Genomic DNA, 14273 nt, shown 5'->3' with positions numbered 1-14273 from the left:
AACACAAGCTGGTTTATTGAATGCAGAACGATAAAGATCTCTCCACGTGGCAGACCTTCCGCCGACTTTGGCCGATTATCGCACCGTTTAAAGCCGGGCTAATCGTAGCGGCGGTAGCGTTAGTGCTTAACGCGGGCAGTGACACCTTCATGTTATCGCTTCTTAAACCGTTATTGGATGATGGTTTTGGTAAAACGGATCGCTCAGTGCTGCTATGGATGCCGCTGGTGGTTATCGGCCTGATGGTGCTGCGTGGGATCACCAGCTACATCTCGAGCTATTGTATCTCCTGGGTTTCCGGCAAAGTGGTGATGACCATGCGCCGTCGCCTGTTCGGCCACATGATGGGCATGCCGGTGGCTTTCTTTGATAAGCAGTCTACCGGGACGCTGCTGTCACGCATCACCTATGATTCTGAGCAGGTCGCCTCCTCCTCTTCCAGCGCGCTGATCACCGTGGTCCGCGAAGGGGCATCGATTATCGGCCTGTTCGTGATGATGTTCTATTACAGCTGGCAGCTGTCGCTGATCCTGATCGTCCTGGCGCCGATTGTGTCAGTGGCGATCCGCGTGGTCTCCAAACGTTTTCGCAATATCAGTAAGAATATGCAGAACACGATGGGGCAGGTCACCACCAGCGCCGAGCAGATGCTGAAAGGGCACAAAGAGGTGCTGATGTTTGGCGGCCAGGAAGTGGAAACCAAACGTTTTGATAAGGTCAGCAATAAAATGCGCCTTCAGGGGATGAAGATGGTCTCTGCCTCGTCAATCTCCGACCCGATCATTCAGCTTATCGCCTCCCTGGCGCTGGCCTTTGTCCTGTATGCCGCCAGCTTCCCGAGCGTGATGGACACCCTGACCGCCGGGACCATTACCGTGGTCTTCTCCTCAATGATTGCGCTGATGCGCCCGCTGAAGTCGCTGACCAACGTCAATGCCCAGTTCCAGCGCGGGATGGCGGCATGCCAGACGCTGTTTGCGATCCTCGATTCCGAGCAGGAAAAAGACGAAGGTACGCGGGTCATTGAGCGGGCGAAAGGTAATCTCAAGTTCGAGAACGTGACCTTTACCTATCCGGGTCGCGAAGTGGCCGCGCTGCGCAATATCAATCTCGATATCCCGGAAGGGAAAACCGTGGCGCTGGTGGGACGCTCCGGGTCGGGTAAATCGACCATCGCCAGCCTGATCACGCGCTTCTACGATGTTGATGACGGGCAGATCCTGCTGGATGGCCACGACCTGCGCGAGTACAAGCTGAGCTCGCTGCGCGATCAGGTGGCGCTGGTTTCACAAAACGTGCACTTGTTCAATGATACTGTCGCCAATAACATCGCCTATGCCCGTACCGAAGAGTACAGCCGCGAGCAGGTTGAAGAGGCCGCGCGGATGGCTTACGCCATGGACTTCATCAACAAGATGGACAATGGTCTGGATACCATCATCGGCGAGAATGGCGTGATGCTGTCCGGCGGTCAGCGCCAGCGTATTGCTATTGCCCGCGCGCTGCTGCGTAACAGCCCGATCCTGATCCTTGATGAAGCCACCTCGGCTCTGGATACCGAGTCCGAGCGTGCCATTCAGGCGGCGCTGGATGAGCTGCAGAAAAACCGTACCTCGCTGGTTATCGCCCACCGTCTATCGACCATTGAGCAGGCTGACGAAATCGTAGTGGTTGAAGATGGTCGGATCGTGGAGCGCGGAACGCACCACGACCTGCTGGAGCATAAAGGCGTGTACGCCCAGCTGCATAAGATGCAATTCGGCGAATGATCGCGCGCATCTGGTCCGGGGAATCGCCGCTGTGGCGACTGCTGCTGCCGCTTTCCTGGCTGTATGGCCTGGTGAGCGCGGTTATTCGCCTTAGCTATCAGCTGGGGTGGAAAAAAGCCTGGCGCGCGACGGTGCCAGTGGTGGTGGTTGGTAACCTGACCGCCGGTGGCAATGGCAAAACCCCGGTGGTGATCTGGCTGGTGGAGCAGCTGCAGCAGCGCGGTATTCGCGTTGGCGTCGTGTCTCGCGGCTACGGCGGTAAAGCCGATCGCTATCCGCTGGTGTTGGACGACAGGACCAGTACGGCGCAGGCCGGTGATGAGCCGGTGTTAATCCATCAGCGTACCGGCGCGCCGGTCGCTGTCGCTCCGCAGCGCAGCGACGCGGTAAAAGCGTTGCTCAGTGCGCACGATCTGCAGATGATTGTGACCGACGATGGTTTACAGCACTATAAGCTGGCGCGGGATAGAGAAATTGTCGTCATCGACGGCGTGCGCCGCTTTGGTAACGGCTGGTGGTTACCGGCCGGGCCGATGCGCGAGCGGGCGTCGCGCTTGCAAAGCGTTGATGCGGTTATCGTTAACGGTGGCGTGTCGCGTCCGGGGGAGATCCCGATGCAACTGCGTCCCGGGATGGCGGTTAACCTGCTTACCGGCGAACGTCGCGATGTCTCGACTTTCACGAACGTAGTGGCGATGGCCGGCATCGGCCATCCGCCGCGCTTTTTCGCCACCCTTGAAAACTGCGGCGTCCAGCCGGTTAAAACCGTAGCCCTGGCGGACCATCAGGCGCTGAGCCAGGCCGATGTCGCCGCTCTGGTAACCGCCGATCAGACGCTGCTGATGACCGAGAAAGACGCGGTGAAATGTCGCGATTTCGCCGCCGCGAACTGGTGGTATTTACCGGTCGACGCCATAATGGCCGATGAACGCGCACAGCGGTTGCTCGCGGACTTAGCGACGTTGGCGCAACGTTAACCGAGGCGCCGGCTTTGCCCGCCGCTGTGCTGGAATTCCTGACGGAGAACCTGCATGTCGGTATTGCAATTATCGCTTAACGAGGCGCGCCATCTTCATCTCGCGGCGCAGGGGTTGTTAAAAAAGCCCCGGCGTCGCGCTCGCCCGAATGACATCCTTTCTACCATTCAGCAGATGTCGCTGCTGCAAATCGATACTATCAATGTGGTGGCCCGCAGCCCCTATCTGGTGCTGTTCAGCCGCCTCGGCAGCTATCCGCAGCACTGGCTGGATGACTCGTTGCGCAGCGGCGAGCTAATGGAATACTGGGCGCATGAAGCCTGCTTTCTACCGCGCAGCGATTTCGCCCTGGTGCGCCATCGCATGTTGAATCCCGACAATATGGGCTGGAAATACCATCGCGCGTGGATGGAGGAGCATGCCGGGAGTATTGCCGAGCTGCTGGCGCATATCGGGCAAAACGGCCCGGTTCGCTCGGCGGATTTTTCCCACCCACGCAAAGGTGCCAGCGGCTGGTGGGAGTGGAAACCGCATAAGCGCCACCTCGAAGGATTGTTTACTGCCGGCGAAGTGATGGTGGTGGAGCGGCGTAACTTCCACCGTGTCTATGATTTAACCCGGCGGGTGATGCCGGACTGGGACGACGAACGCGACGCGCTTTCCCGCGATGAAGCAGAGGCCATTATGTTGCGCAACAGCGCCCGCAGCCTCGGCATCTTTCGCCCTCAGTGGCTGGCCGATTACTATCGCTTACGTCAGCCGGCGCTACCGGGTCTGCTGGCGGCCTGGCAGGAAGAGGGCCTCGTGGTGCCGGTTAATGTCGAAGCCCTTGGCGAGATGTGGCTGCATCGCGACGCGCTGGCGCAGCTGGAGTCCTCCCCGGGCGGAAAGCTCACTCCCAGCCATAGCGCCGTGCTCTCTCCCTTCGACCCGGTGGTTTGGGATCGGAAACGCGCGGAGCAACTGTTCAACTTCAGCTATCGCCTGGAGTGCTATACCCCAGCGCCGAAGCGGCAGTATGGCTATTTCGTATTGCCCCTGCTGCACCAGGGCAAGCTGGTTGGGCGAATGGACAGTAAAATACATCGCAAAAGCCGGGAACTGGAGATCTTCTCTCTGTGGCTGGAGGAGGGGGTGAAGATCACCCGTGACCTTGAACAGGGGCTTCGCCGGGCGATTACCGACTTCGCGCGCTGGCAATCGGCGGAACGTGTTCTGTGCCGACGCCTGCCGGAAGGGCTGTTTGTCGGCCAGGAGCAGGGGTGGGAAATCGACGCCGATTGATCCCGACGTCAACCTTCCTGTGATATGCTGCTGAGAAATCTATCCGGTCCATCAGGAGGAAACATGGATCACCGTTTACTTGAAATCATCGCCTGCCCGGTCTGTAACGGTAAGCTGTATTACAGTCAGGATAAGCAAGAACTTATTTGCAAACTTGATAGTCTGGCGTTTCCGCTGCGCGATGGTATTCCTGTGCTGCTGGAGACTGAAGCCCGAGCGCTGACGGTAGAAGAGAGTCACTCATGAGTTTCGTGGTTATTATTCCTGCGCGTTTCGCCTCTACGCGCCTGCCGGGAAAACCACTGCAGGATATTAATGGCAAACCGATGATTGTCCATGTGCTGGAGCGTGCGCGCGAATCCGGCGCGGATCGCATTATTGTCGCCACCGATCACGAAGATGTCGCCCGGGCGGTTGAAGCCGCCGGCGGCGAGGTCTGTATGACTCGCGCCGACCATCAGTCCGGCACCGAACGGTTGGCGGAAGTGGTGGAAAAATGCGCGTTCAGCGATGACACCATTATCGTCAATATTCAAGGCGATGAGCCGATGATCCCTCCGGCAATTGTCCGTCAGGTGGCGGAGAATCTGGCTGCCAGCAGCAGCGGAATGGCGACGCTGGCGGTACCGATCCACGATGCGGAAGAGGCGTTTAATCCGAATGCGGTGAAAGTGGTGATGGATGCGCAAGGTTATGCGCTTTATTTCTCCCGCGCCACCATACCCTGGGATCGCGATCGCTTTGCTCATTCCCGCGAGACTATCGGTGATTCCCTGCTGCGTCACATCGGCATCTATGGCTACCGCGCCGGCTTTATTCGTCGCTATGTCAGCTGGGCGCCGAGTCCGCTGGAGCAGATTGAAATGCTCGAGCAGCTGCGCGTGCTGTGGTATGGCGAGAAAATCCATGTCGCCGTGGCGGCCGAAGTGCCCGGCACCGGCGTGGATACCCCGGAAGATCTGGAGCGCGTCCGCGCTGAACTACGTTAGTCCTCTGTCCCCTCCCGGCGGGAGGGGACATTCCCGTCGGTTTTTCGCTTTTTTTACCCCTTTTTGATCTTATCCGATGACAACCCCGGTGTGGGCGCTCATTATGAAACCAGTAGTGTTCATAGGGGTAATCGACAATGGAACAGTTGCGAACCGAACTCAGTCATCTGCTTGGCGAAAAGTTAAGCCGGGTGGAGTGTGTCAGTGAACAAGCCGCTACGGCGCTGTGGTCGCTATATGATGCGCAGGGAAACCCGATGCCGCTGCTGGCGCGAAGTTTCACCACGCCCGGTGTGGCGCGGCAACTGGCATGGAAGTTCTCCACCCTCGCGCGCAATGGTACGGTACGTATGCCGGTGGTTTATGGCGTCATGACGCACGAAGAGCATCCCGGACCAGATGTGCTGCTGCTTGAGCGCCTGCGCGGCGTACCGGTGGAGGCGCCGACGCGTACCCCGGCGCGCTGGGAGCAGTTGCAGGAGCAAATCGTCGAGGCGCTGTTGGCCTGGCATCGTCAGGACAGCGGCGGCTGCGTGGGAATGGTCGACAATACCCAGGACAACCTGTGGCCGAACTGGTACCGCCAGCGGGTAGAGATATTGTGGAGCACCCTGAACCTGTATCAGGACACCGGTCTGACGATGCAGGATAAGCGCCTTTTGTTCCGCTCCCGTGAGTGCCTTCCGGAGCTGTTCCGTGATTTCAATGACAATGCTGTGTTGGTGCATGGTAACTTCACCCTGCGCAGCATGCTGAAAGACCCGCGCAGCGACCAGCTGCTGGCGATGGTTGGTCCGGGAATGATGCTGTGGGCGCCGCGCGAGTATGAACTTTTCCGCCTGGCCGAGGGGGGGCAGGCCGAGCAGTTGCTATGGCGCTACCTGCAGCAGGCGCCGGTTTCCGAGGCCTTTATCTGGCGGCGCTGGCTCTATCTGCTGTGGGATGAGGTGGATAGACTGGTCAATACCGGGCGCTTTGACCGCGCCCGTTTCGACCTTGCCGGCAAATCACTCCTGCCCTGGCTCGTCTGAGCTGCCTTTCAGCCATTGCCAGATGCGACCGAGCGTTTCATAGCCGACCCGGTCGCTGTGCATCAACCACACCGGAGAAGGGATGGCCCGCTCCCATGGATTAAGCGCTGAGGTCACCGCTAACTGATTGGCCGGCGCGGGTAGCGGATCCAGCCCGGCATGGCGAAAGAAAATCATCGCTCGCGGAAGGTGTGACGCCGAGGTGACCAACAGGAAGGGCGCATCGCCGATGGCGTGCTTTACCGCCAGCGCTTCTTCTTCCGTATCTTTTGGCCGATCGAGCACAATGATATCGCTGCGCGGTACGCCGAGGCTCTCCGCCACTCTCGCGCCAGCTTCTGCCGTACTCACGGGATTCGTTTTTGCCGCCGCGCCGGTAAAGATCATTTTCGCCCCGGGATTTGCCTGCCACAGGCGGATGCCCTCCGTCAGGCGCGGTAGGCTGTTATTGATAAGATTAGAGCTTGGCGCCCACTCCGGGTTCCAGGTATAGCCACCGCCCAGTACCACCACATAGCTCACCGGCTGCTCGCCGCGCCAGGTGGGATAGCTATCTTCTATCGGTTTCAGCAGGCTGTCGGCCACGGGCTGCAGGCTCAGTAGCGTCAGCAGCAGCCAACCGAGGCTCACGCATAGCTTCCCGGTACGCTGAAAGCGGCTGAACCATAGCAGCGCGATCCCGATACCGATCAGCAACAATAGGGCGGGTAGCGGCAGCAGCAGACCGCCGACGATCTTTTTTAGCGTGAAAAGCATGCCAGATGGTTCCTTTTTTAACCATATAACCAAAGTTATGTTCGGATCTTATAACAGATCGCTTCATTCTCTCCGTGGGTATGACAAAATAGCGGTTTTGTGTTGGCTTGTGGAGTCGCCCGTGCAGGATCGCAATTTCGATGACATTGCTGAAAAGTTTTCGCGCAATATTTACGGCACCACAAAAGGCCAGTTGCGCCAGGCGATCCTCTGGCAGGATCTGGAACCTTTACTGGCGCAGCTGGGGCCGGGACCGCTGAAGGTGCTGGATGCCGGTGGCGGTGAAGGGCAAACGGCCATCAAAGTCGCGCAACTGGGCCATCACGTGACGCTGTGCGATCTCTCTGCTGAAATGGTAGCGCGTGCCCGCCAGGCAGCTGCCGATAAAGGTGTGATCGACAACATGCATTTTGTACAATGCGCGGCTCAGGATATTGCGCAGCATTTGGAAAGCCCGGTCGATCTGATACTGTTTCATGCGGTGCTGGAGTGGGTGGCGGAGCCCCAGGCGGTGTTGCGTACGCTATGGTCGACGCTGCGTCCTGGCGGTGGACTGTCGTTGATGTTCTACAATGCTAACGGCCTGTTGATGCACAATATGGTGGCCGGTAATTTCGATTACGTACAACTGGGCATGCCAAAAAAGAAAAAACGCACGCTATCGCCGGATTATCCGCGTGAACCGCAGCAGGTTTATCACTGGCTGGAAGAGATTGGCTGGCAGATTGTCAGCAAAACCGGCGTGCGGGTGTTTCATGATTATCTGCGTGAAAAACGCCAACAGCATGACAGCTATGCGGCGCTGCTGGCGCTGGAGACGCGCTACTGTCGTCAGGAGCCGTATCTCAGCCTGGGCCGTTATATTCATGTCACCGCGCTTAAGAGCCAGGCGCATAGCCGCAGATGCAAGGATAAAGTATGAGTGAATTTTCCCAGACAGTCCCCGAACTGGTTGCCTGGGCCAGGAAAAATGATTTTTCTATCTCGCTGCCGGTCGACAGACTCTCTTTTTTGCTGGCGATCGCCACCCTGAATGGCGAACGACTGGAAGGGGAAATGAGCGAGGGAGAACTGGTGGATGCGTTCCGCCACGTCAGTGATGCGTTTGAGCAGACCAGCGAAACCATCAGCCAGCGCGCCAATAACGCGATTAACGATTTGGTGCGCCAGCGTCTGCTGAACCGCTTTACCAGCGAAGTAACTGAAGGCAATGCGATCTATCGCCTGACGCCGTTGGGGATCGGGATCACCGATTACTATATTCGTCAGCGCGAATTCTCGACGCTACGGCTTTCGATGCAGCTGTCGATCGTCGCCGGTGAGCTAAAGCGCGCGGCGGACGCGGCGGAAGAGGGCGGCGATGAGTTCCACTGGCATCGCAACGTGTTCGCCCCGCTGAAATATTCCGTGGCGGAAATTTTTGACAGCATTGACCTGACGCAGCGCATTATGGATGAGCAGCAGCAGCTGGTGAAAGACGATATCGCGCAGTTGTTGAATAAAGACTGGCGCGCGGCGATTTCCAGTTGTGAACTGCTGCTGTCGGAAACCTCCGGCACCCTGCGCGAACTGCAGGATACGCTGGATGCGGCGGGGGATAAACTGCAGGCGAATCTGCTGCGCATTCAGGATTCGACCCTGGCGCGCGACGATTTGCATTTTGTCGATCGGCTGGTGTTCGATCTGCAAAGTAAACTCGACCGCATCGTTAGCTGGGGCCAGCAGGCCATCGACCTGTGGATTGGCTACGACCGCCATGTGCATAAGTTTATCCGTACCGCTATCGATATGGATAAAAACCGCGTCTTCGCCCAGCGTCTGCGCCAGTCGGTACAGACCTATTTTGATGAGCCGTGGGCGCTGACTTACGCCAACGCCGATCGTCTGCTGGATATGCGCGATGAAGAGATGGCCCTGCGTGATGAAGAGGTCACCGGCGAGTTGCCAGCGGATCTCGAATTTGAAGAATTTAACGAAATTCGCGAGCAGCTGGCGGCGCTGATTGAAGCGCAGTTGGCGGGTTATAAAGAGAAAGGAATACCGCTGGATCTCGGCCTGGTGGCGCGGGAGTTCCTGGCGCAGTATCCGCGCGGGCGTCATTTCGACGTGGCGCGGATCGTCGTGGATCAGGCGGTACAGCTGGGCGTGGCCCAGGCAGATTTCACCGGACTGCCGGCAAAATGGCAGCCGATTAATGATTACGGAGCCAAGGTACAGGCGCATGTCATCGACAAATATTGAACAAGTGATGCCGGTTAAGCTGGCGCAGGCGTTGGCCAATCCGTTATTTCCGGCGCTGGACAGCGCCTTGCGCGCGGGCCGTCATATCGGTCTCGACGAGCTGGATAATCACGCATTTTTGATGGATTTCCAGGATTACCTGGAAGAGTTTTACGCTCGCTATAACGTCGAGTTGATCCGTGCGCCGGAGGGGTTCTTCTACCTGCGCCCGCGCTCCACTACCCTGATTTCGCGCTCGGTGCTGTCGGAGCTGGATATGATGGTGGGCAAAATTCTTTGCTATCTCTATCTCAGCCCGGAGCGTCTGGCAAACGAAGGGATTTTTACCCAGCAGGAGCTCTATGACGAGCTGCTGACGCTGGCGGATGAGGCCAAACTGCTGAAGCTGGTGAACAACCGTTCCACCGGCTCCGATCTTGACCGCCAGAAGCTGCAGGAAAAGATGCGTGCGTCGCTTAACCGCCTGCGCCGTCTGGGGATGGTGTGGTTTATGGGCCACGACAGCAGCAAGTTCCGCATCACCGAATCGGTATTCCGCTTTGGCGCTGACGTGCGCGCCGGCGACGACCCGCGCGAAGCGCAGCGCCGCTTGATCCGCGACGGGGAAGCGATGGCTCTGGAAAATCACCTGCAGCTCAATGATGAGAACGAAGAAAACCAGCCGGATAGCGGGGAGGAAGAGTAATGATTGAACGCGGTAAATTTCGCTCGCTGACGCTGGTTAACTGGAACGGCTTCTTTGCCCGGACCTTTGATCTTGACGAACTGGTCACGACTCTCTCCGGGGGGAACGGCGCCGGTAAGTCCACGACCATGGCAGCCTTCGTCACGGCGCTAATCCCCGATTTAACCTTGCTGCACTTCCGCAATACCACCGAAGCGGGAGCCACCAGCGGCTCACGCGATAAAGGTCTGCACGGTAAGCTGCGCGCCGGGGTCTGTTACTCGGTACTCGACGTGATCAACTCCCGCCACCAGCGTGTGGTGGTCGGCGTGCGTCTACAGCAGGTTGCCGGACGCGATCGCAAAGTTGATATCAAGCCTTTTGCCATTCAGGGTTTGCCAACTTCCATTCTGCCGACCCAGCTGTTGACCGAGACGCTCAACGATCGCCAGGCGCGCGTCGTCAGTCTCAACGAGCTGAAAGACAAGCTGGAAACGATGGAAGGGGTCCAGTTCAAACAATTTAACTCGATAACCGAGTACCACTCGCTGATGTTCGATCTGGGCGTGGTGGCGCGTCGTCTGCGTTCCGCCTCCGATCGTAGCAAATACTACCGCCTGATTGAGGCTTCGCTGTACGGCGGGATCTCCAGCACCATTACCCGCTCGCTGCGCGACTACCTGCTGCCGGAAAACAGCGGCGTGCGTAAAGCGTTCCAGGATATGGAAGCGGCGCTGCGGGAAAACCGCATGACCCTTGAGGCGATCCGCGTTACCCAGTCCGACCGCGATCTGTTCAAACACCTGATCAGCGAAGCCACCAACTACGTGGCGGCGGACTATATGCGTCACGCCAACGAGCGGCGCATTCATCTGGATAAGGCGCTGGAGTATCGCCGCGATCTCTTTACCTCGCGTTCGCAGCTGGCGGCCGAGCAGTACAAGCACGTCGACATGGCGCGCGAGCTGCAGGAGCATAACGGCGCGGAGGGCGATCTGGAAGCGGATTACCAGGCCGCCAGCGATCACCTGAACCTGGTGCAGACTGCGCTGCGTCAGCAGGAAAAAATCGAGCGCTACGAAGCGGATCTCGACGAGCTGCAGATCCGCCTGGAAGAGCAGAATGAAGTGGTGGCGGAAGCCGTCGATCGCCAGGAAGAGAATGAAGCCCGCGCCGAGGCCGCCGAGCTGGAGGTAGATGAGCTGAAAAACCAGCTCGCTGACTATCAGCAGGCGCTCGACGTTCAGCAGACTCGCGCCATTCAGTATAACCAGGCGCTGCAGGCGCTGGAGCGCGCGAAGGCGCTGTGCCATCTGCCGGATCTGACCCCGGAGAGCGCCGACGAGTGGCTGGAAACCTTCCAGGCGAAAGAGCAGGAAGCGACGGAGAAAATGCTGTCGCTGGAACAGAAAATGAGCGTGGCGCAAACCGCGCACAGCCAGTTTGAACAGGCTTACCAGTTGGTGGCGGCGATTAACGGCCCGCTGGCGCGCAATGAAGCCTGGGACGTGGCGCGCGAATTGCTGCGCGACGGCGTTAACCAGCGCCACCAGGCCGAGCAAGCGCAGGGGCTGCGCAGCCGCCTCAACGAGCTGGAGCAGCGTTTGCGCGAGCAGCAGGAGGCCGAGCGCCAGCTGGCCGAGTTCTGCAAACGCCAGGGCAAACGCTACGATATCGACGATCTGGAAACGCTGCATCAGGAGCTGGAAGCGCGCATCGCGTCACTGGCCGACAGCGTCTCCAACGCCCAGGAGCAGCGTATGGCGCTGCGCCAGGAGCTGGAACAGCTGCAGTCGCGTACCCAAACGCTGATGCGCCGGGCGCCGATCTGGCTGGCGGCGCAGAACAGCCTTAACCAGCTGTGCGAGCAGAGCGGCGAGCAGTTTGAGTCCGGCCAGGAGGTCACTGAATACCTGCAGCAGCTGCTGGAGCGTGAGCGCGAGGCTATCGTTGAACGTGATGAAGTCGGCGCCCGCAAGCGCGCCATCGACGAAGAGATCGAGCGTCTCAGCCAGCCGGGCGGTTCGGAAGATCCGCGCCTCAACGCGCTGGCGGAACGCTTTGGCGGCGTTCTGCTGTCTGAGATCTACGACGACGTCAGCCTGGACGATGCGCCGTACTTCTCCGCGCTGTACGGTCCGTCGCGTCATGCCATCGTGGTGCCGGATCTGTCGCAGGTTGCCGAGCAGCTCGAAGGACTGGAAGATTGCCCGGAAGATCTCTATCTGATCGAAGGCGATCCGCAATCCTTTGACGACAGCGTATTCAGCGTCGACGAGCTGGAAAAAGCGGTGGTAGTGAAGATTGCCGATCGCCAGTGGCGTTATTCGCGTTTTCCGTCGCTGCCGCTGTTTGGTCGCGCGGCGCGTGAAAACCGCATCGAAACACTGCATGCCGAGCGTGAATCGCTGTCTGAGCGTTTCGCAACCCTGTCGTTCGACGTGCAGAAAACCCAGCGCCTGCACCAGGCCTTTAGCCGCTTCATCGGCAGCCACCTGGGGGTGGCTTTCGAGGACGATCCGGAAGAAGAGATCCGCAAGCTTAACAGCCGCCGCGGCGAGCTGGAGCGTGCGCTGAGCGCCCATGAAAACGATAACCAGCAGAACCGCGTGCAATACGAGCAGGCGAAAGAGGGCGTGTCGGCCCTCAACCGTCTGCTGCCGCGCCTGAACCTGCTGGCAGACGATACGCTGGCCGATCGTGTGGACGAGATCCAGGAACGTCTGGATGAAGCCCAGGAGGCGGCACGCTTTATTCAGCAGCACGGCAATCAGCTGGCGAAGCTGGAGCCTATTGTTTCGGTGCTGCAGAGCGATCCTGAGCAATTTGAACAGCTGAAAGAAGATTACGCCTATGCGCAGCAAACCCAGCGCGAAGCGCGCCAGCAGGCTTTTGCCCTGGCGGAAGTTGTGCAGCGCCGGGCCCACTTTAGCTACTCCGATTCGGCGGAAATGCTCAGCGGCAACAGCGATCTCAACGAGAAGCTGCGCCAGCGTCTTGAGCAGGCGGAATCCGAACGCAGTCGCGCGCGCGACGCAATGCGAACCCATGCGGCGCAGCTTAGTCAATACAATCAGGTACTGGCCTCGCTGAAGAGCTCGTATGACACCAAGAAAGAGCTGCTCAACGATCTGTATAAAGAGCTGCAGGACATTGGCGTGCGCGCCGATGCCGGCGCGGAAGAGCGCGCGCGCCAACGTCGTGACGAACTGCACATGCAGCTTAGCAACAACCGCTCCCGTCGCAATCAGCTGGAGAAAGCGTTGACCTTCTGCGAAGCGGAAATGGATAACCTGACCCGTAAACTGCGCAAGCTGGAGCGCGATTACTGCGAAATGCGTGAGCAGGTGGTGACCGCCAAGGCGGGTTGGTGCGCGGTGATGCGTCTGGTGAAAGACAACGGCGTGGAACGTCGTCTGCATCGCCGCGAGCTGGCCTATCTCTCCGCCGACGATCTACGTTCGATGTCGGATAAGGCGCTGGGTGCGCTGCGTCTGGCCGTGGCCGATAACGAACACCTGCGTGATGTGTTGCGTATTTCGGAAGATCCGAAGCGTCCGGAGCGCAAAATTCAGTTCTTCGTTGCCGTTTACCAGCATCTGCGCGAGCGTATTCGTCAGGATATTATTCGCACCGATGATCCGGTGGAAGCGATCGAGCAGATGGAGATCGAGCTCAGCCGGCTGACCGAAGAGCTGACTAACCGCGAACAGAAGCTGGCGATCAGTTCCCGCAGCGTGGCCAACATTATTCGCAAGACTATTCAACGCGAGCAGAACCGTATCCGGATGCTCAACCAGGGTCTGCAGAGCGTCTCCTTCGGCCAGGTCAATAGCGTGCGGCTGAACGTCAATGTGCGTGAGACCCACTCGATGCTGCTCGACGTGCTCTCCGAGCAGCATGAGCAGCACCAGGATCTGTTCAACAGCAACCGCCTGACCTTCTCGGAGGCGCTGGCTAAGCTTTATCAACGTCTGAACCCGCAGATCGACATGGGGCAGCGTACGCCGCAAACCATCGGCGAAGAGCTGCTCGACTACCGCAACTATCTGGAGATGGAAGTGGAGGTTAACCGTGGCTCCGATGGCTGGCTGCGCGCGGAGTCCGGCGCGTTGTCTACCGGGGAAGCGATCGGTACCGGGATGTCGATTCTGGTAATGGTGGTCCAGAGCTGGGAGGATGAGTCTCGTCGTCTGCGCGGCAAGGATATCTCGCCTTGCCGTCTGCTGTTCCTCGATGAAGCGGCGCGTCTTGACGCCCGCTCCATCGCCACTCTGTTCGAGCTGTGCGAACGTCTGGAGATGCAGCTGATTATCGCAGCGCCGGAAAATATCAGTCCGGAGAAAGGCACCACCTATAAGCTGGTACGTAAAGTGGTTAACAACCATGAACACGTCCATGTGGTGGGGCTGCGCGGGTTTGCCGCGCCGCTGCCGGAAACCGTACCGGGGACGGCCGACGCCTCCTGAGGCTGCGGCCAAATTCTGGCGGGGAAGCGGTGAAAAGGGCAACGTTAAGTTGCCCTTTTTGCTATCCAGTTCGGTATGCCAGGGTGGTATAAT

At 58.8% G+C, this 14273-nt stretch carries 11 protein-coding genes; 10 read left to right on the top strand and 1 reads right to left on the bottom strand.

The window, feature by feature from the left end; all coding sequences use genetic code 11:
* The first annotated feature begins 20 nt into the window (after positions 1–20).
* The 6 genes from msbA (at position 21) to LGL98_RS16545 (ending at position 6050) form a co-directional block, all read left to right on the top strand.
* The gene (gene msbA / locus LGL98_RS16570; protein ID WP_136032035.1) at positions 21–1769 is read left to right on the top strand and encodes a lipid A ABC transporter ATP-binding protein/permease MsbA; all 1749 of its coding nucleotides are present in this window, start codon (positions 21–23) and stop codon (positions 1767–1769) included.
* Positions 1766–2746: a tetraacyldisaccharide 4'-kinase gene (lpxK, locus tag LGL98_RS16565; RefSeq protein WP_136032038.1), complete on the top strand. Its 981-nt coding sequence runs from the start codon at positions 1766–1768 to the stop codon at positions 2744–2746. The genes msbA and lpxK overlap by 4 nt, the downstream gene beginning before the upstream one ends.
* Before the next feature lie 54 nt (positions 2747–2800).
* Positions 2801–4030 carry a winged helix-turn-helix domain-containing protein gene (locus LGL98_RS16560; RefSeq protein WP_136032040.1) on the top strand — a complete coding sequence of 410 codons (1230 nt, stop codon included), beginning with the start codon at positions 2801–2803 and terminating at the stop codon, positions 4028–4030.
* A 63-nt stretch (positions 4031–4093) separates the two neighbouring features.
* Positions 4094–4276: a protein YcaR gene (ycaR, locus tag LGL98_RS16555; protein WP_012542316.1), complete on the top strand. Its 183-nt coding sequence runs from the start codon at positions 4094–4096 to the stop codon at positions 4274–4276.
* Entirely contained in the window at positions 4273–5019 is a 747-nt protein-coding gene (kdsB, locus tag LGL98_RS16550; protein WP_136032041.1) for a 3-deoxy-manno-octulosonate cytidylyltransferase, read from the top strand. The genes ycaR and kdsB overlap by 4 nt, the downstream gene beginning before the upstream one ends.
* 137 nt (positions 5020–5156) lie before the next feature.
* The gene (locus LGL98_RS16545; RefSeq protein ID WP_136032043.1) at positions 5157–6050 is read left to right on the top strand and encodes a YcbJ family phosphotransferase; all 894 of its coding nucleotides are present in this window, start codon (positions 5157–5159) and stop codon (positions 6048–6050) included.
* Here LGL98_RS16545 and elyC read toward each other — a convergent pair.
* The gene (gene elyC / locus LGL98_RS16540) at positions 6027–6806 is read right to left on the bottom strand and encodes an envelope biogenesis factor ElyC (protein WP_136032045.1); all 780 of its coding nucleotides are present in this window, start codon (positions 6804–6806) and stop codon (positions 6027–6029) included. The genes LGL98_RS16545 and elyC overlap by 24 nt on opposite strands.
* Before the next feature lie 121 nt (positions 6807–6927).
* Between elyC and cmoM the strand changes: the two genes are divergently transcribed.
* From cmoM to mukB, 4 genes are read left to right on the top strand one after another with little or no spacing between them, the layout of a single operon-like run.
* The gene (gene cmoM / locus LGL98_RS16535) at positions 6928–7728 is read left to right on the top strand and encodes a tRNA uridine 5-oxyacetic acid(34) methyltransferase CmoM (protein ID WP_136032046.1); all 801 of its coding nucleotides are present in this window, start codon (positions 6928–6930) and stop codon (positions 7726–7728) included.
* Positions 7725–9047: a chromosome partition protein MukF gene (mukF, locus tag LGL98_RS16530; RefSeq protein WP_136032048.1), complete on the top strand. Its 1323-nt coding sequence runs from the start codon at positions 7725–7727 to the stop codon at positions 9045–9047. Before cmoM ends, mukF begins: the two co-directional genes overlap by 4 nt.
* Positions 9028–9732, top strand: coding sequence for a chromosome partition protein MukE (gene mukE / locus LGL98_RS16525; protein ID WP_025712951.1), 705 nt, complete (start codon positions 9028–9030; stop codon positions 9730–9732). The genes mukF and mukE overlap by 20 nt, the downstream gene beginning before the upstream one ends.
* Entirely contained in the window at positions 9732–14180 is a 4449-nt protein-coding gene (gene mukB, locus LGL98_RS16520; protein WP_136032050.1) for a chromosome partition protein MukB, read from the top strand. Before mukE ends, mukB begins: the two co-directional genes overlap by 1 nt.
* Positions 14181–14273: the final 93 nt, after the last annotated feature.

Origin of the sequence: Klebsiella africana, assembly GCF_020526085.1 — a bacterium.
Lineage (GTDB): Bacteria > Pseudomonadota > Gammaproteobacteria > Enterobacterales > Enterobacteriaceae > Klebsiella > Klebsiella africana.
Note: the sequence above shows the minus strand (reverse complement) of the source record. Positions and strands in the feature narration are given on the sequence as shown.